This is a genomic window from Rhizobium sp. K33, from assembly GCF_056501445.1.
Genome location: NZ_CP096478.1, coordinates 1779406 through 1796901 on the forward strand (window position 1 = coordinate 1779406; position 17496 = coordinate 1796901).

The window sequence follows — 17496 nt, forward strand, 5'->3', positions numbered from 1 at the left end:
TGGAAAACGCCCCGCCCCCTGATCCGGCCGCAATGTGCAAGAACCGTCCGACACAGTCCAGCCTTGGACGTCGATCTGCGTCGAATACGGCAATTTTCCTGTGTCTTTACAAGCAACCGCGCGAAGAGAGCGGAAAACCCGCCCTCAATCGCTCTTCGTTGCCATGAGCCCGGCGAAATCGAAGAGCTTGGGATCAAGGAGATGGGAAGGGTCGACATGGGCGAGCGCCCGCAGCATCGCATCCTTCCGGCCCGGCATCTTGGCTTCGATCCCCGCCAGCATCTCCTTCATCGCATTGCGCTGCAGACCGTCTTGGCTACCGCAGAGGTCGCAAGGAATGATCGGGAACTCCATCGCCTGCGCGAAGCGCGCCATGTCCTCTTCGGCCGCGTAGGCCAGCGGACGCAGCACGAAGAGATCCTTCTCGTCGTTCAGAAGCTTGGCCGGCATGGCCGAGAGACGACCGCCATGGAAGAAGTTCATGAAGAAGGTTTCAAGAATATCCTCGCGATGATGGCCGAGCACCAGCGCGTCGCAGCCTTCCTCACGGGCGATCCGGTAGAGATTGCCGCGGCGCAACCGCGAACACAGCGAGCAATAGGTGCCGCCCGTCGGCACCTTCTCCTTCACGATCGAATAGGTGTCGCGATATTCGATCCGGTGCTTCACGCCGATCGAGGCGAGATAGTCCGGCAGGATATGCTTGGGGAAATTCGGCTGTCCCTGATCGAGGTTGCAGGCGATGAGTTCGACCGGCAAAAGACCGCGCCATTGCAGGTCGAGCAGCACGGCGAGCAGGCCGTAGCTGTCCTTGCCACCGGAGAGACCCACTAGCCAGCGCTTCTGACCCTTCAGCATATCGAAGTCGGAGATCGCCTGACGCACCTGGCGGATCAGGCGCTTGCGCAGCTTGTTGAAGGACACTGAGCGCGGCGCTTTCGCAAAAACCGGATGCACGGTCGCAAGGTCGAGCTCATCCTCGCCCTCGAGCACGGCGGCGTTCTGGCTGTCGATCGTGTTGACGAGGTTCATCTCAGGCTCCGGCCTCGGCGGCAGTTTCGCCCTGCAATGCCTGTTGCAGCCCGGAAGATCAAGTCCCGAAGACGGACCAGCCGGTCCTCGTGGCGAGCATTTCGAGCGCTGCCGAGCCGAGCGCCGAATTGCCGACCTTGTTGAGCCCCGGCGACCAGACGGCGATCGAGGCCTTGCCCGGAGCAACGGCGAGGATCCCGCCACCCACGCCCGACTTGCCAGGCAGACCGACCTGATAGGCGAAATCGCCGGAGCCGTCATAATGGCCACACATCAGCATCAGGGCATTGATCCGCCGCGCCCGCTTCGGTGAGACGACGGAGAAACCGGTCAGAGGGATCGTGCCCCTGTTGGCGAGAAACAGGCCGGCATGGGAGAGCTGCACGCAGGAAAGCGCCAGCGCGCACTGGTGGAAATAGACGCCGAGCGTGTGCTCGACCGGATGCTCCAGATTGCCGAAGCCGCGCATGAAATTGGCGAGCGCGAAATTGCGATAGCCGGTGCGTTGCTCCGACTGCGCCACCTTCTCGTCGATCGACAGGGTCTCGTCATCGGCGAGGTAACGCATGAAGCGCAGATACTCGCCGATCGCCTCGCGCGGCGCGTGGCCGGCCAGCACCATGTCCGTAATGACAATCGCACCGGCATTGATGAAGGGGTTGCGGGGAATGCCGTGCTCGTGTTCGAGCTGGACGATCGAATTGAAGGAAGAGCCTGACGGTTCGCGCCCCACGCGTTTCCAGATCGATTCGCCAGCCTTGCCGAGCGCCAGCGTCAGCATGAACACCTTGGAAATGCTCTGGATCGAAAACGCCGTGTCCGCATGCCCGGCCTTATGGGTCTGGCCGTCGACGGTCGTGATGGCGATCCCGAATTGCTTCGGATCGACGCGGGCAAGCTCCGGGATGTAGTCGGCGACCTTGCCTTCTCCGAGACGCGGCTCGAGCGCGCTGACGATGTCGTCGGCGATCAGCTGCAGATCCATCACGTTCCCCTTACCCATTCCTGCAACACCATTGTCCTTAGTCGGCGCTGCACTGCAAACAGAAAAAGCCGCCCCGAGGGGCGGCTTTCCACAAATCCGTCGCGCGAGCGATTAGCGCGAGTAGAATTCGACGACCAGGTTCGGTTCCATGATGACCGGATACGGAACATCCGAAAGGGTCGGAACGCGTGCGAAGGTCGCAACCATCTTGTTGTGGTCGACTTCGATGTAATCAGGAACGTCACGCTCAGCGAGCTGAACCGACTCCAGAACCGATACGAGCTGCTTCGACTTCTGGCGAACTTCGATGACGTCGCCGGCCTTGCAACGGTAGGAACCGATGTTGACGCGAACGCCGTTGACCGAAACGTGGCCGTGGTTGACGAACTGACGGGCAGCAAAGACGGTCGGCACGAACTTGGCGCGGTAGACGATGGCGTCCAGACGCGACTCGAGCAGGCCGATCAGGTTTTCACCGGTGTCGCCCTTGCGGCGGTTGGCTTCTTCGAAGATCGCGCGGAACTGCTTCTCGCGGATGTCGCCGTAGTAGCCCTTCAGCTTCTGCTTGGCGCGCAGCTGTACGCCGAAGTCGGAAAGCTTGCCCTTGCGGCGCTGGCCGTGCTGGCCCGGGCCATATTCGCGGCGGTTAACCGGGGACTTCGGACGGCCCCAGATGTTTTCGCCCATACGGCGATCGATTTTGTACTTGGAAGATGCGCGCTTGCTCATCCGTATTTCCTCTCAACAGGTTACAGCGGTTTGTTACCAAGCCGCTTAAGGAAACACGCCCTCCTCTGAGCCTCCGTTTCCGAGGCTCCGACAGGATTCTCACGTCAGCGAACGGAGAAAACCACGGGACATGTCAAAACAAACACCGGGCGTTTCGGCCCGGCGTTGCGGCGTCATTAGTGGGGTGCGTGAGAAATGTCAACACGTTGTGCGGCCCGCGTGTGACGAAAGGGTGACTGCGCGAGACGTTGATTCTCCGGCGGAAAACGAGGCGAAAGCGCCTGCAAAGGCTGACAGGGGGCCAGAAGTTCGCTATCCCCCATAGCAACCTCCATGAAAGAAGTCTCTCCCTCGATGATGACAGACCTGTCCCGCCGTCTCCTGCTTGCCCTCGCTGTCACGCTTTCGATCTTTGCGCCGGCAGCGGCCGAAATCAAGAAACCCGGCCATGCCCATATCCTGGTCGACGCCGCGACCGGCACGATCCTGGAGGCGGAGAATGCCGATATGGTTCTTTATCCGGCCTCGCTGACCAAGATGATGACGCTTTACCTGACATTCGAGGCGCTGCGTTCCGGGCGCTTCGACTGGGATCAGCGGCTGGTGATTTCGCAGAACGCGAATAACAAGGAACCCTACAAATTCGCTGTCGGTGCCGGCAACACGATCAGCGTGCGCGAGGCGGTCATGGGCATGGTCGTGCTCTCGACCAATGATGCCGCAACCGCGGTGGCCGAAACATTGGCCGGCTCGGAGGAAGCCTTCGGCCAGATGATGACCCTGAAGGCACGTGAACTTGGCATGACAAGCACGGTCTTCACCAATCCGTCGGGTCTGCCAGATCCCCGCCAGGTGACGACGGCCACGGATATGGCACGCCTCGGTCTGGCGCTGATCCGGGACTTCCCCGAGGAATACAAGCTGTTTGCCTCCCGCGGCATGACCTTCCGCGGCATGAAGTTTCGCGGCCACAATGCCTTCCTGGTGCAGTATCCGGGTGCCGAAGGCATCAAGACCGGCTTCACGAATGCTTCGGGCTACAACATTGTAACCGCGGCCAGCAATGGCGAGCGCCGGCTCGTGGGCGTGGTCCTCGGTGCGGACAGCGCCAATGCCCGCACGCAGGAAATGATCACGCTGTTCGACCGTCACCTCGGCACCAAAGTCAGCCAGTGACCGCTGAGCCGGCCAGAAAGACAGAACCATGACCGATACCGTTCTCGACCGTTTTCTCCGCTATGTCGTCATCGACACCCAGTCCGATCCGTCCTCCGGCAGCCAGCCTTCCACGGAAAAGCAGAAGGATCTCGGCCGCGTTCTGGTCGCCGAGCTCCTGGCGCTCGGGCTGTCGGACGCGCATCTCGATGAACACGGCAATGTCTATGCGACGATCCCGTCCAACACGGACAAAGACGTGCCCGTCATTTGTTTCTGCAGCCACGTGGATACGGCTCCTGATTTCACCGGCACGAATGTCAAGCCGCAGCTGGTGCGCAACTACCAGGGTGGCGACATCACACTGACCGGCGACACGAGCCAGGTGATCCGAGTCGCCTCACATCCGCAGCTCAACAACCAGATCGGCAACGATATCGTCACCACCGACGGCACGACCCTGCTCGGGGCAGACGACAAGGCAGGCGTGGCCGAGATCATGACGGCGGCCGCCCATCTGATGGCGAACCCTCAGATCAAGCACGGCACGATCAAGATCCTCTTCACCACCGACGAGGAAATCGGCCGCAGCGCCGACAAGGTGGATATTGAAAAGCTCGGCGCGCGCTTTGCCTATACGCTCGATGGCTCGACGGTCGGCGAAATCGAAAACGAGACCTTCTCCGCCGATGGCGTTGTCATCGAGATTACCGGTGTGGCCATGCATCCGGGCTATGCCAAGGGCAAGATGGAAAACGCCATCAAGGCCGCAAGCGACATCGTCGCCCGCCTGCCGCGCGACATCGCGCCGGAGACCACGGAGGGCCGTGAGGGCTTTATCCACCCGGTCGACATCTCCGGCAGCATGGAAGCGGCCAAGCTGCAGCTCATCGTGAGAGACTTCACCGAGGCGGGCCTGAAGGAAAAGGAAGATCTGCTGGAGAAGATCACCCGGGACGTCATGGCGACCTATCCGGGCTCCACACATATGCTGACGGTCAAACACCAGTATCGCAACATGAAGGAAGTCCTCGATCGCCATCCGGAGATCATGGACAATCTGGAGGAAGCCGTGCGTCGCGTCGGCCTTGAACCGGTGCGCCACAGCATCCGCGGCGGCACCGACGGCTCGCGCCTCTCCTTCATGGGCCTGCCCTGCCCCAACATCTATACCGGCGGCCACGCCTATCACTCGCCGCTGGAATGGGTGAGCGTTCAGGACATGGAAAAGGCCGTCGAGACGATCGTGGCACTGGTCAAGGTCTGGGAAGAGCGGGCGGCCTGAGCCGCCCGACGAACAAGCTCGATAGGCCTACTCTGCCGCCGATGCCGTCTGCTCGTCGGCGTCGGCCTGGTTCGGATCGCCGGGCTGCGTCTCGGCCTCCAGATCCGGGAAAGCAACAATGCGCTTGCCGGCAAAGTCGGTGTGGACGACGACGAGCCCCTGCTCCTCGAAATAGCCGAGCAGACGACGCGCACGACGGGCCGAATGCGTGCCATAGGCCCGCGCGATGCGCTGATCGGACGGGCATTCTTCGTTGCGGAGTGCGGCCTTGGCGAGCAGCAGGAAGACGCCCTGCAGATCGTCGGAAACGCGGACGGACAGCGACAGCGCCGTCTGCCAGCCCTCGCTTGCGGCCGTCTCCTCGTCGACACCGGCGCGGGCGATCGCCACCCGACGGCGGAACTCGCCCATCGGCATCGGCGGTCCGGTCACACGCCGCATGCGGGCCCGCACCAGGAACTCCTGGTAAAGCACACTGTCAGTGCGATAGGCCGCCTGCGGATCGCCGAGGATTTCGGAAAGCACCGCAGCCAGTCGCTCCTCGCGCTCCTCCGCCGACATCTCGCTGCCGCGGCTCGGCATGTCGTTGGCGACCGGCGCGCTCGAGGCCGGCGTGGAGCGGGACAGCTCGGCGAGGATGTCGGTGGTCGGACGCGGTGCCGGCGGTGCGCGGCGCACGATCGGCCGGGTGAACTCCTCCGGGTCCGGCGTGAAGATCAGGTCCTCGACATCCTGGGGTGCATCCGGCAGCGGCATCAGCATGGGCGAGGACGAGCGCGCCGAGGTTTCCACGGCGCCGATGACGATCGGCAGCGGCCGACGCGACATGGCAGGTCCAAGTGCCACGAAATTGCCGCGCTGCAGGTCGCGGAACATTTCCGCCTGACGACGGTCCATACCAAGCAGGTCAGCCGCACGTGCCATGTCGATATCGAGGAAGGTACGGCCCATCAGGAAGTTCGAGGCTTCCGCCGCGACATTCTTCGCAAGCTTTGCCAGACGCTGGGTCGCGATGACGCCGGCCAGTCCGCGTTTACGGCCACGGCACATCAGATTGGTCATGGCGCCGAGCGACATCTTGCGCGCATCTTCCGAGACATCGCCGCCGACGGCGGGGGCGAACATCTGCGCTTCGTCGACCACGACGAGCACCGGATACCAGAATTCGCGATCGGCATCGAAGAGGCCATTGAGGAAGGCGCCGGCGGCGCGCATCTGCTGCTCGACATCGAGGCCTTCGAGAGTGAGTACGCAGGAGACACGGTGACGGCGGATACGGTCGGCGATACCCGCAAGCTCCGCCTCTGTGCGCTCGCCGTCGACGACGACATGGCCGTACTTGTCGGAGAGCGTGACGAAATCACCCTCGGGGTCGATGATGACCTGCTGCACCCATTGCGCCGATTGCTCGAGCAGACGGCGCAAAAGATGCGACTTGCCCGAGCCCGAATTGCCCTGCACCAGCAGACGGGTCGCAAGAAGCTCCTCGATATCGAGCTTGGCAGGCTGACCGCCCTGCACCGTTCCCATATCGATTCCGACCTTCAATGGCGGCATCCTCAATTCATGTGTTGATCTCAAGTCCCTAACAGACTTGCACGCGTCCGTGTGCGCCGCATCCGCGAAACCCACAGGGAACTGCGCCTTTTCAGGCGCCCTGGCGCCGACGCAGCAGTCCGGCAAGCAGGATGCTGAGTAGCAGCGGCGGCAGCAGCGTGGCAAGCCCGCTGCGCAAACCGAGCCATTCCGCGACGAAGCCAATCATAGGCGGCCCCACCAGAAAGCCGAGGAGCGCGATGAAGCTCAGGATCGCGACATTCTCGGCCGCCGGACGATCACCGAGATCGGCGGCAGCGGTGACCGCCAGCGGAAATCCGACAGAAACGCCGAGGCCGACGCAGGCCAGACCGAGATAGACCAGAGCGGCTGCGGGCGCCGTGACCACGAGCAGCATGCCGCCGAGCGCAAACAGCAGGCAAAGCCGGGCGAGCATGACAGCGCCGAACCGCCCCTTCGCCTCATCCCCGAGGAAGCGCCCGAGGGACACCATCATCGCGAAGACGACATAGCCCATGCCGGTTGCCATGCCCGCGGTGGCGAACACGTCCTTGAGATAGACGCCAGACCAGTCGGCGACGGCCCCTTCCGTCATGGTGACCCCGAAGACAAAGAGACTGATCCCGAGGATCGCCGGGCTTGGCAGACGCCACGAGGATTTGACCCTGATGTCAACAGCCGGTGCGTCATGCAATGGCAGCGCGCGGCAGACGACGATGGAAACCGGGATCAGGATCAGCGAGAGCACGCCGATCGCGATGAAGGGCTCCGTCTGCAGCGCGAGAAAGCCCGCACCGATGAGGCTGCCCGTCATGATCCCGAGGCTCCAGAAGCCGTGACAGCGGTTCATGATCGAAGCCGTCCCGCGTTTTTCGATCACATCCGCCTCGACATTGAGACCGAGCTCAATGGTTGAGAGACCAATGCCAAGCAAAGCGAGCAACAGAAACAACGAGACGATGTCGGGAGCCGCGACCGGCAGCGGTACCAGCGCGAGAAAGACGGGGAACCCGAAGATCAGCGTGTTGCGGCTTCCGATCCGCCCGACCAGTTGACCGGCAAATGGCAGCATCAGGAGGATGCCGGTCGGCAGTCCGAGCAAGGCGACCGCAAGCTCTGCCGGTCCAAGCGACAGCCGCTCCTGAACGACAGGGATCTGCGGCAGCCAGCTGCCGAAGGCGATCGGCTGCAGGAAAAAGGCAGCCATGATGGTGAGCTTGGGGGACATGGATGATCCGGAGGCGGCGGGAAAGAAGGAATCAGAGAGTCTCCGACTGTCCGACAGCGCCGGCGATTTGAAAAGCAGACCACCCCCTCGAGTGGTCTGCTTCGGGTCGAAAAAGGGATGTGGCCGACAGCCGAAGCCGACCGCACCCGGCTAAAGCCGGATATCCCAGAGGGAGAGCCGCCGCGGGAAGACGACCTCCTGTTCCGGCAGACCGATGTCCCGCCTCAGCTGCGGTGACAGGTGGTCCGTGAGATTGCGGATCTGCCGCCGGCGCCAGCTCGCACCCAGAAGTGCGGTGAAGAGACGCCAGGAGCCGAACCTCTGGATGAGATCATCCATCCGCTGCGACAGCGGTATTTCAACTATAGATTGATTATCGTGCATGACTTGTCCGTCCCGGAAACGCAAAAGCGCCCAGGTCCTTTCGAGATGAAAAGCGACGTGATGCAGGCACGCGAACGCAGTCACACGCGCAGGCGGCAAGTCACGTCAGGATGGTTGAAAAATGCCGAAATGGCCGGAAAAATGACTGTTCAGACAGTCATCGGGTGCAGCGGCAGGTCGCGGAAGCTTCCACGTGGGCCGATGGCACCGATCCGCCAGAAAGGCGCATGCGCATGAAAAAATGAGTCATCTGTCGCCTCCTGTTGTTCGTGTTGCGGATGTAGGGACCATGGCACGCAAAAACGCCCGCCGCAAGAGCACAATTCGGGATTGCAAAACTTGCGGCGGGCCGTTGCACATATGCAACAAATTGTCGCAGGGGCTGTCGCGGGCGTCAGGCCTCGCCGGAGGCCACGCGCGAGATCAGCAGTTTGTCGATGCGACGCCCGTCGAGGTCGACCACTTCGAAGCGCCAGTCGCCCTTGACGAAACTCTCGCCGAGTTCGGGAATGCGCTTGAGCTCATCCAGAACGAAGCCCGCGACCGTCGTGTAATCCGGATCGGGATCGATCGGGACGCGGATGATGTCGACGAATTCGTCGACCGGCGTCCAGCCGGCGACGAGATAAGACCCGTCTTCCCGCTGCACCATGGCCTGCTCTTCGGTCTCGTCCTGGCTGAAGGCGCCGGTGATCGCCTCCAGAATGTCACCGGAGGTGATGATCCCTTCGAAATGACCGTATTCGTCATAGACGAGCACCATGTGCAGCGATGTGCGACGCAGGGATTCGATGATATCGGTCGCTTTCGCCAGATCCGAGACGACAGGAACATCGCTGACGAGATCGGAGAGGTTCAGCGGACCGCCCTCGGCCATGCGCTCGTAGAGCTTCTTGGTGAAGAGCACACCGACGATTTCGTCGGAATCCCCGCTGCGGACGGGAATGCGCGAATGCGGGATTTCCCGCAACTTTTCGCGCACTTCGTCGAGCGTGTCTTCGATGTCGAGCATCTGCACGTCACGGCGCGGGGTCATCAGGCCGCGGGCCTGGCGGTCGGCGAGACGCATGACACCGGACAGCATGGCGGATTCGCTGGTCTCGATGACGCCGGCGCTATGGGCCTCGGCAAGAACGGTGCGGATTTCCTCGTCCGTCACCTTACCGCCGCCATCGCCGCTCTGGCCGAGCAGAGACAGGACGAGCTTGCCGGATCCGTCGAGCAACCAGACGAGTGGCGCGGCGATCCGCGACAGGACGGACATGGGAATGGCAACCCGCGCGGCAACACCTTCGGCATTGCGCAGCGCCACCTGCTTCGGCACGAGCTCGCCGACGATCAACGACAGATAGGTGATGAGCACGACGACGGTACCGACGCCGAGCGCATCGGCGACACCGACGGAAAAACCCTGGGCCTGCAGCCAGAACGACAGACGCGCACCCAATGTCGCGCCAGAAAACGCGCCGGAGAGAACGCCGACCAGCGTGATGCCGATCTGCACGGTGGAAAGAAAACGGCCAGGGTCACTGGCGAGCCTGAGCGCCGTCTCGGCACCCCGGCTGCCCTGCTCCGCGAGAACCTTCAGGCGGGCAGGACGGGCAGATACGACCGCAAGCTCGGACATGGCGAGAACGCCGTTCAAGACGGTCAGGAATAAGACAATCGCAATTTCGATAAACAAGTAAGGGGCTAGGCTCCTCTAAACCGGCTGAGCGTCCGGCAGCGAGCCATAGCTACCACATCAGGCCCTGCGCAAAAAGACTGCTCAGACGGGATGCAGCGCGTCTGCCGGCTGCACCGACAGTCCGAGCCCCTGCATCAGCCGGCGCGTCGAGAACGTCGGCACACCCGAGGTAAAGACCGCAAGATCGAGCCCCTCCGGATGCTCCGCGCCATCAACGAGCGGCACCAGACGCCGCGCCTGACGCGCGATGGCTTCGGCCGGATCGAGCCAATCGACCGGCCAGGGTGCGAGCCTACGAAAGACATTGGCGAGGAAGGGATAATGGGTGCAGGCGAGCACGACGATGTCCGTTCGCGCACCGTCTTTTTCGACGAAACAGGGCGCGATTTCCGAGAGGACCGCCGCATCGTCCAGGCTCTCGCCACGGATATAGGCTTCCGCCATGCGGGCAAGATTTTCAGACCCGACAAGCCGGACGTGGCACTGCGAAGCGAAGGACTGGATGAGGTCGCGCGTATAGGCCCGCTTGACTGTGCCGGGTGTCGCAAGCACGGAAACGAGCCCGGACCGTGTCCGCTCCGCCGCGGGCTTGATCGCCGGGACCGTACCGATGAAGCGCATCTCGGGAAAGGCAAGCCGCAGATCCGCTCCGGCCAGCGTGAAAGCCGTGTTGCAGGCAACGATGACGGCTTCCGGGTCGAAGCGGTCGAGAAGGTTGCCGAACAAGGCTACGATCCGTGCATTCAGCGGCCCCTCTTCCCAGCCACCATAGGGGAAGCCGGCATCATCCGCCACATAGATGAAGCCGCGCTCCGGCATCAGGAGCCGGGCTTCACGCAGCACCGTCAGACCGCCGATGCCGGAATCGAAGACTAGGATCGGCTTCAGCTCAGGCGTCCCGTTCGTCATCATCCGCTGCTCGCGCCTCGCTCTCGTTCATCGCCGCAGGCAGCCTCTGCCCGGAGCGGGCGTAGCGGTCGAGCGAACTGATGACTCCACGGACCACATGGATCTCCGGGCCGGTGAACGCGCGCCTGCTGAACACAGCCCTCAGATTTTCGATCATCTTGGCCTTTTTGTGAGGCGGATGGAAATAGTTGCGCACCTCGAGCGCCTCTTCCAGATGCTCGAACATGCCGATCACCTGCTCCTTCGTGGCCGCCGGCTGTTCCGGCGCATCGAAAGGAACGGCATGCACATCATCCATGCCCGACTTCATCCACTCGTAGGACATCAGCAGGACAGCCTGGGCAATGTTGAGCGATGCGAAGGCGGGATTGACCGGAAAGGTGACGATCTCATCGGCAAGCGCGACGTCTTCATTGGACAGGCCGGATTTCTCCCGCCCGAACAGAACGCCCGTCTTCTCACCGGAGCGGAACCTGGTCCTGAGCGTTTCGGCCGCAGTAACCGGAGAGCGAACTGGCTTGAAGCCGTCGCGGTGGCGTGCGGTCGTGGCATAGACGAAGTTGAGATCGGCGATCGCCTCCTCCAGCGTATCGAAGACCACTGTCCCGTCGATCACATGATCGGCCTTGGCAGCCGCAGCACGGGCCTTGTCGGAGGGCCAGCCGTCTCGCGGATTGACGAGACGCAACTCGACGAGACCGAAATTCGCCATGGCGCGCGCCACCATCCCGATATTTTCGCCGAGTTGCGGCTCGACGAGAATGATCGCCGGCCCTTCGGCCAGCATAATGCGCTCGCTGTTCGTTCCTGCCATGGTCTGTCCTTCTGAGATTTAGGGACCCATTGGCACAAAACACCGGGCAGGCAAAGGGGCCTCACGATCTCTCGCGCGGCGCAGCATCGCTTTCCACCGGGGTCTGCGACCTCGACGTCGATGTGAAAGCACCCTCCGCCAGCGGTCAGAGGCCGCCCTGCAGCTTGAGGTCCCGCTTGATCGACGAGCCGCTCTGGCCATCCACGACCGGATAGAAATCGTCGATGACAGTCCGACCATCCTCTTCAACGACCTCGAAGATCAGGACCGTTTCGACCTCGTAGTCAGGGCCTTCGCCCATGCAACGGCGATTGTTGAAAAACGCAGTCACCTGCCCCTCTCCATCATCCTCAAGATGGATATTCTCGAAGGGGCAACCATCCTGCCCCTGGGCAATCGGGTCGTAGTCGAAGGGATAGCCGGTCGTCTCGCCCTCCGGCGGGTCGAAGGGCGGATTTTTCGATGCAGCCTCGAAAGCTTCAACGAAATCCTCGCTGAACAGTCGCTCCAGCCGATCCACGCTGAAGACGTCTTCGGCGGGCTCGTCGGTCGTGTTGTCCCAGCTGCGGGCCGCCGCCTCGATGATTTCCCGGACCGGAGCCTTCATGTCGGCTGTCGCGGCACTCGGCGCAACCGATACGAAAAACAGGCCAAGGACGAAGGCTGCAGACAGGGGCTTCATGGGAGACTCCGAAGGATCTGATCGATACTTTGCTTTTAACCGGAAATCGGGCGTCTCCCGCAACCAAGTTTGGGGCAAAACGCACGTCGAAAGTCTGAACCATAATCTGTCCGAAGCGCCCCTCTGCTGTTTGCCTTGTCCTGAGAGAATGTTATAGGCAGGCCATCGGCAGAGCGCCCTCCCCGCGCCTGCGCGTCAGGCAAAAACTCGTGAGGATATTCATGACCAAGATCAAGGTAGCCAACCCGGTCGTCGATCTCGACGGCGACGAGATGACCCGTATCATCTGGCAGTTCATCAAGGACAAGCTGATCCTTCCCTACCTGGATCTCGACATCGAATACTACGACCTCTCGGTCGAAAACCGCGACGCCACCAATGACCAGGTAACGGTCGACGCCGCTCACGCCATCAAGAAGCACGGCGTCGGCATCAAGTGCGCGACGATTACGCCGGACGAAGCCCGCGTGAAGGAATTCAACCTCAAGGAAATGTGGAAGAGCCCGAATGGCACGATCCGCAACATCCTCGGCGGCGTTATCTTCCGCGAGCCGATCATCTGCAAGAACGTACCGCGCCTCGTTCCCGGCTGGACCAAGCCGATCGTTGTCGGCCGTCACGCCTTCGGCGACCAGTACAAGGCAACCGACTTCAAGTTCCCCGGCAAGGGCAAGCTGACGATCAAGTTCGTCGGTGAAGACGGCGAAGTGATCGAGAAGGAAGTCTACAACGCTCCGGGCGCCGGCGTGGCTCTTGCCATGTACAACCTGGACGAATCGATCCGCGAATTCGCCCGCGCCTCGATGATGTACGGCCTGATGCGCAAGTGGCCGGTCTACCTGTCGACGAAGAACACCATCCTCAAGGCCTATGACGGTCGCTTCAAGGACATCTTCGAAGAAGTCTACCAGAACGAGTTCAAGGCTCAGTTCGACGAAGCCGGCATCGTCTACGAACACCGCCTGATCGACGACATGGTCGCCTCCGCCCTGAAGTGGTCGGGTGGCTATGTCTGGGCCTGCAAGAACTATGACGGCGACGTCCAGTCCGACACGGTTGCCCAGGGCTTCGGCTCGCTCGGCCTGATGACCTCGGTTCTGCTCTCGCCCGATGGCCGCACCGTCGAAGCCGAAGCGGCACACGGTACCGTTACGCGCCACTACCGCCAGCATCAGAAGGGTCAGGAAACCTCGACCAACTCGATCGCCTCGATCTTCGCCTGGACCCGAGGTCTCGCCCACCGCGCCAAGCTGGACGACAATGCTGAACTCGCGAAGTTCGCAACGACGCTCGAAAAGGTCTGCATCGACACCGTCGAAGCCGGCTTCATGACCAAGGACCTGGCGCTGCTCATCGGCCCGGATCAGCCGTGGCTCTCGACCACCGCCTTCCTCGACAAGGTCGACGAAAACCTGAAGAAGGCCATGGCTGCCTGATCGGCTGCCAAGGTCTGACCAATCAGAACCCGGTCACGGCGACGTGGCCGGGTTTTCCGTTTCAGGTACAGCCTCTTCGGCATCGACCTCGGCAAAACGCTTGCGGATCTCAGCCCCGACGCGGCGCCCGGAGATATGATAGCCCGAAAGAGGCAGGTCATAGCTTTCCAGCCGATCGGGATCGTCTTCATCGAGATAATCGATATCGATCACCCAGCGGCCGGCGACCCGCCTCTGGGCCAGTTCGACCATTGAGGCCCAGGCGATGCGCCGCTCGGTCCGGTAGTCGATCAGTTCCTCGTTGTTGAGCTCCACCACGGGACGCATCGCAGCAGACAGCTCGCGCCAGCCTTTCCGAAAACCGAGGATGCCGAGCGTGAGCAGCACGAGATAGACGAAGGTCATCAGGCCCGCCCAATTGCCGCCGAGGAGGCTCGCCATCAACCCGCCGAATGCAACGGAGAGGATCACGGCGGCGCCCGATGCCCAGAGCACCGCAAGCCCGCGGCGCGGATAGAGAACTAGGGTGGGATATGTGGTCTCGGTCTTCATGGTCTCTACCCTTAGGCAAAAACTGCTGGCTCGACCAGACGGGCACCGCCTGCCGATGGTGTCCCTTTGGCCATGTTGTCAAAAGGCGGGACTCAGCGTCCAATGACGATGAGACGCGGCAGAGGGGTTGATCGCGTTCGCCACATCAGATCCGCGGTCACCATGGCAGACGTCATTCTTCCAAAAACCGTCAGCGTCTTCAAAGAAGGCTATGGCCCGGCACGCTTCAAGGCGGATGCGCTTGCCGGTCTCACGGTGGCCATCGTGGCGCTGCCTCTTTCGATGGCGATTGCCATTGCCTCGGGCGTCACGCCGGATCGCGGCCTCTACACCGCAATCGTCGGCGGCTTCATCGTGTCACTGCTCGGCGGCAGCCGCCACCAGATCGGCGGCCCGGCCGGCGCCTTCATCGTTCTGGTCAGCGCGACCGTCGCCCGCCATGGGATCGACGGCCTCTTGCTGGCGACCGCCATGGCCGGCCTGATCCTGATCGCCTGCGGCTTCCTGAGGCTCGGCGACTACATCAAGTTCATTCCCTATCCGGTGACGGTCGGCTTCACTGCGGGTATCGCCGTCATCATCTTTGCAAGCCAGATCGGCGAACTTCTGGGCCTGACATTCCCGGGCGGCGAACCTGGGCCGCTCGCGGAAAAACTCGCCGCGATCGCCACCGCCCTTCCGGGCTTCTCCGCCGCAGCGGCGGGTGTTGCGGGATTGACCGTCGCGATCATCCTTCTCCTGCGCCGCTACCGCCCGTCATGGCCGGGACTGCTGATTGCCGTCATCGCGGCCTCCACGGCCGCCGCAGTCCTCCAGCTGCCAGTCGCGACCATCGGCTCGAAATTCGGCGGCATCCCATCAGGGCTTCCCCTGCCATCCGTGCCGGATATCACGCCGGAACTCGCCCTTGCCGTCTTGCCCGATGCGATTGCCTTCGCGCTGCTGGGAGCGATCGAATCGCTCCTGTCTGCGGTGGTCGCCGACGGCATGACCGGTCGCAGGCACAGGTCGAACACCGAGCTTGTTGCGCAAGGCACCGCGAATATCGCCTCGGCGCTCTTCGGCGGGATCTGCGTGACCGGAACGATTGCCCGCACGGCCACCAATGTCCGCGCCGGCGCCACAAGCCCGGTCTCAGGCATGCTGCATGCCGTCTTCCTGCTCGCCTTCATGCTGATCGCGGCACCGCTGGCCGCGTATATTCCGCTTGCAGCCCTCGCCGGGGTCCTTGCGGTCGTCTCCTGGAACATGATCGAGAAATCGGCGATCGCCGCACTCGTGCGCTCGTCGCGTGGCGAGGCACTGATCCTGGCCGTCACCTTCCTGCTCGTGATCTTCCGGGACCTGACGGAGGGCATCGTTGTCGGCTTTTCGCTCGCCGCGCTGCAATTCATCCACCACATGTCGAAGAGCATCCGGGTCACGGCCGAGGGCCCGGAAAAGCCGCTCGATGCGACCGATGCCGATACCGTCACCTACCGTCTGGACGGCGCCTTCTTCTTCGGGGCCGTGGCCGCAGCTGGCGCCGTGCTCGACCGGATCGGGGACGATCACCGCAACCTGATCCTCGATTGTACCGGCATCCAGTTCGTCGACGCCTCCGGCGGCAACCTCTTGGCCAGCGTCATTCGCAAGGCGATCCGGCAAGGCGTTCAGGTTTATCTGATTACGGATCGCACGGAATTACAGACGATGCTGCACCACCACGAAGTGCCGGAAGGCGGGGTCACCTTCGTCCGGAGCATGGCGGAAGCCAGGACAGCGATTGCGGGCCAGGCGGCGAGCACTCGGTCGTAGGGCACGTCAGGCGGCGGATCTCGTCGCCGTCGATGCCCCGACACCGGTGGCGTCGCTCGCCTCAGCGATCGGTCTGTCGCCTCGGCCATTCTCGAGCGCGGCCAAGGTGACGCAGTTCCGCCCGGCCTTCTTCGAGGCGTAGAGCGCCTTGTCCGCCCGCGCCAAGGCACGGGAAAAATCGAGCGGACCGGCGGGTAAGGACGCCGCACCAATGCTGACCGTGACCATAGGCAAGGGCGGCTGGTGGTCGGTGGTGATAAGGCTCACGCCGCGGCGAAGCTCTTCGAGAAGGTGGGGACGATCCAGCACGAGATCCGCCGGCAGATAGACGCCGAACTCTTCGCCACCAAGCCGACCCACGATAGCTCCCTGCGGCAATTCGCGTGACAGGTAGTCGCACAGCGCGACCAGGACCGCATCGCCAGCTCCATGACCGTAGGTGTCGTTGATCGTCTTGAAGTGATCGGCATCCACGACGGCCATGGCAGCACCCGGCCCGGCGCCGCCGAAACCCGCACGCGCTCTGGTCACCGCCTGCATGAAGGCGCGCCGGTTGAGGAGCGATGTCAGATGGTCGGTTTCGGATGCCTGCTTGTAGCGCCGGGTCGCCCGCTCATGCACCATTGCAAAGATCGCTAGCGCGCCGACGAGACCCTGGAGGAAGAAGCCGAAGGTCATCGTGCCGTACCAGAGCGGCGCATAGCCCTCGACGATCTGCACCGGTTCGATCATCTGCAGGGGAAAGCGGAGGACATAGGCCGCGCCATGAGCGCCGAAGGCGATCAGCGCAATGACGCGCGCCGGAAGGGGCTCTCGCCGCTGACCTGCGAGAAGCACCGGAAGCGAGAGAAAGGAATAGGCGGCGTAAAGCGCTGACGCAACGAGAATGCGCGTGCCGAGATCCGCTGAAAGAGCGGGAAATGCAAAGAGACACAGCCAGATGACTGCACCGGCCGCGGCAATGACGCCGGCCCCTTTCTGCTGCACGTCCTCGAAGGCGAGGCAGCCGAGCCAGATCAGCCCCAGACTGTAGATCCCCAGACCATTGCCCAGGCCAAGCGCGATGAAGGGGGGCGCGAGTTCCCGCAGGCTGACCAGCACCATGCCGAGCGCACCGGATGAAAAGCCGAGCGACCAGTATTTGAGGGCGAGATTGCCGCGATCATGCGCCCAAAGCAGCGTCAGAAAACCGGAAACGATGATCAGTGTGGCCGCAAGGCACACGGTGAGCGTGGGGATGTGGAAAACTGCGGACAAGACGACG

16 protein-coding genes are annotated in these 17496 nt (G+C 62.6%); 4 read left to right on the forward strand and 12 right to left on the reverse strand.

Features of this window, described 5'->3' with window-relative positions; translation table 11 throughout:
- Positions 1–144 precede the first annotated feature (144 nt).
- The 3 genes from ttcA to rpsD form a co-directional block, all read right to left on the reverse strand.
- On the reverse strand, positions 145–1032 hold the full coding sequence (gene ttcA / locus M1E12_RS08900) for a tRNA 2-thiocytidine(32) synthetase TtcA (RefSeq protein ID WP_479564432.1): 888 nt from the start codon (positions 1030–1032) through the stop codon (positions 145–147).
- Between the two features lie 58 nt (positions 1033–1090).
- On the reverse strand, positions 1091–2020 hold the full coding sequence (locus tag M1E12_RS08905; protein ID WP_479564861.1) for a glutaminase: 930 nt from the start codon (positions 2018–2020) through the stop codon (positions 1091–1093).
- 108 nt (positions 2021–2128) lie between these two features.
- Positions 2129–2746 (reverse strand): 30S ribosomal protein S4, encoded by a 618-nt coding sequence (rpsD, locus tag M1E12_RS08910; RefSeq protein ID WP_113459565.1) that lies wholly within the window; start codon positions 2744–2746, stop codon positions 2129–2131.
- A gap of 354 nt (positions 2747–3100) precedes the next feature.
- On the opposite strand from rpsD, the gene M1E12_RS08915 reads away from it, so the two are divergent.
- Both M1E12_RS08915 and pepT read left to right on the forward strand, forming a co-directional pair.
- The gene (locus M1E12_RS08915; RefSeq protein ID WP_479564433.1) at positions 3101–3922 is read left to right on the forward strand and encodes a D-alanyl-D-alanine carboxypeptidase family protein; all 822 of its coding nucleotides are present in this window, start codon (positions 3101–3103) and stop codon (positions 3920–3922) included.
- Positions 3923–3950: 28 nt separating this feature from the next.
- The gene (gene pepT / locus M1E12_RS08920) at positions 3951–5186 is read left to right on the forward strand and encodes a peptidase T (RefSeq protein ID WP_479564434.1); all 1236 of its coding nucleotides are present in this window, start codon (positions 3951–3953) and stop codon (positions 5184–5186) included.
- Between the two features lie 27 nt (positions 5187–5213).
- Here the strand turns inward: pepT and M1E12_RS08925 are convergent, their stop codons facing one another.
- The 7 genes from M1E12_RS08925 to M1E12_RS08955 all read right to left on the reverse strand — a co-directional run bounded on the left by M1E12_RS08925 (position 5214) and on the right by M1E12_RS08955 (position 12447).
- Positions 5214–6734, reverse strand: a complete 1521-nt coding sequence (locus tag M1E12_RS08925; RefSeq protein ID WP_479564435.1) for a helicase HerA domain-containing protein — start codon at positions 6732–6734, stop codon at positions 5214–5216.
- Positions 6735–6834: 100 nt separating this feature from the next.
- Positions 6835–7971 (reverse strand): MFS transporter, encoded by a 1137-nt coding sequence (locus M1E12_RS08930; RefSeq protein WP_479564436.1) that lies wholly within the window; start codon positions 7969–7971, stop codon positions 6835–6837.
- Positions 7972–8121: 150 nt separating this feature from the next.
- On the reverse strand, positions 8122–8355 hold the full coding sequence (locus tag M1E12_RS08935; RefSeq protein ID WP_113459560.1) for a DUF1127 domain-containing protein: 234 nt from the start codon (positions 8353–8355) through the stop codon (positions 8122–8124).
- 394 nt (positions 8356–8749) lie between these two features.
- Positions 8750–10039 (reverse strand): hemolysin family protein, encoded by a 1290-nt coding sequence (locus M1E12_RS08940; protein WP_310239301.1) that lies wholly within the window; start codon positions 10037–10039, stop codon positions 8750–8752.
- An 84-nt stretch (positions 10040–10123) separates the two neighbouring features.
- Positions 10124–10951 (reverse strand): glutamate racemase, encoded by an 828-nt coding sequence (gene murI, locus M1E12_RS08945; RefSeq protein WP_479564862.1) that lies wholly within the window; start codon positions 10949–10951, stop codon positions 10124–10126.
- Positions 10932–11765: an RNA methyltransferase gene (locus tag M1E12_RS08950; RefSeq protein ID WP_310239304.1), complete on the reverse strand. Its 834-nt coding sequence runs from the start codon at positions 11763–11765 to the stop codon at positions 10932–10934. Before M1E12_RS08950 ends, murI begins: the two co-directional genes overlap by 20 nt.
- Before the next feature lie 145 nt (positions 11766–11910).
- Positions 11911–12447: a hypothetical protein gene (locus tag M1E12_RS08955; RefSeq protein ID WP_136541628.1), complete on the reverse strand. Its 537-nt coding sequence runs from the start codon at positions 12445–12447 to the stop codon at positions 11911–11913.
- 221 nt (positions 12448–12668) lie between these two features.
- Here M1E12_RS08955 and M1E12_RS08960 point away from each other — a divergent pair, with 221 nt between their 5' ends.
- Complete coding sequence (locus tag M1E12_RS08960; protein WP_113459556.1) at positions 12669–13883, forward strand: NADP-dependent isocitrate dehydrogenase; 1215 nt, start codon at positions 12669–12671, stop codon at positions 13881–13883.
- A 33-nt stretch (positions 13884–13916) separates the two neighbouring features.
- On the opposite strand, the gene M1E12_RS08965 is transcribed toward M1E12_RS08960, so the two are convergent.
- Positions 13917–14435 carry a hypothetical protein gene (locus M1E12_RS08965; RefSeq protein WP_479564437.1) on the reverse strand — a complete coding sequence of 173 codons (519 nt, stop codon included), beginning with the start codon at positions 14433–14435 and terminating at the stop codon, positions 13917–13919.
- Positions 14436–14597: 162 nt separating this feature from the next.
- Between M1E12_RS08965 and M1E12_RS08970 the strand changes: the two genes are divergently transcribed.
- Positions 14598–16232 carry a SulP family inorganic anion transporter gene (locus M1E12_RS08970; RefSeq protein WP_479564438.1) on the forward strand — a complete coding sequence of 545 codons (1635 nt, stop codon included), beginning with the start codon at positions 14598–14600 and terminating at the stop codon, positions 16230–16232.
- Between the two features lie 6 nt (positions 16233–16238).
- Here the strand turns inward: M1E12_RS08970 and M1E12_RS08975 are convergent, their stop codons facing one another.
- Positions 16239–17489 carry a GGDEF domain-containing protein gene (locus M1E12_RS08975; RefSeq protein WP_479564439.1) on the reverse strand — a complete coding sequence of 417 codons (1251 nt, stop codon included), beginning with the start codon at positions 17487–17489 and terminating at the stop codon, positions 16239–16241.
- Positions 17490–17496 lie beyond the last annotated feature (7 nt).

Coding starts and splice junctions, on each gene's coding strand:
- M1E12_RS08935 (WP_113459560.1), bottom strand. CDS start 8,355: ATGCACGATAATCAATCTATAGTTGAAATACCGCTGTCGCAGCGGATG.
- M1E12_RS08930 (WP_479564436.1), bottom strand. CDS start 7,971: ATGTCCCCCAAGCTCACCATCATGGCTGCCTTTTTCCTGCAGCCGATC.
- M1E12_RS08915 (WP_479564433.1), top strand. CDS start 3,101: ATGATGACAGACCTGTCCCGCCGTCTCCTGCTTGCCCTCGCTGTCACG.
- pepT (WP_479564434.1), top strand. CDS start 3,951: ATGACCGATACCGTTCTCGACCGTTTTCTCCGCTATGTCGTCATCGAC.
- murI (WP_479564862.1), bottom strand. CDS start 10,951: ATGACGAACGGGACGCCTGAGCTGAAGCCGATCCTAGTCTTCGATTCC.
- ttcA (WP_479564432.1), bottom strand. CDS start 1,032: ATGAACCTCGTCAACACGATCGACAGCCAGAACGCCGCCGTGCTCGAG.
- M1E12_RS08960 (WP_113459556.1), top strand. CDS start 12,669: ATGACCAAGATCAAGGTAGCCAACCCGGTCGTCGATCTCGACGGCGAC.
- M1E12_RS08955 (WP_136541628.1), bottom strand. CDS start 12,447: ATGAAGCCCCTGTCTGCAGCCTTCGTCCTTGGCCTGTTTTTCGTATCG.
- M1E12_RS08965 (WP_479564437.1), bottom strand. CDS start 14,435: ATGAAGACCGAGACCACATATCCCACCCTAGTTCTCTATCCGCGCCGC.
- rpsD (WP_113459565.1), bottom strand. CDS start 2,746: ATGAGCAAGCGCGCATCTTCCAAGTACAAAATCGATCGCCGTATGGGC.
- M1E12_RS08970 (WP_479564438.1), top strand. CDS start 14,598: ATGGCAGACGTCATTCTTCCAAAAACCGTCAGCGTCTTCAAAGAAGGC.
- M1E12_RS08950 (WP_310239304.1), bottom strand. CDS start 11,765: ATGGCAGGAACGAACAGCGAGCGCATTATGCTGGCCGAAGGGCCGGCG.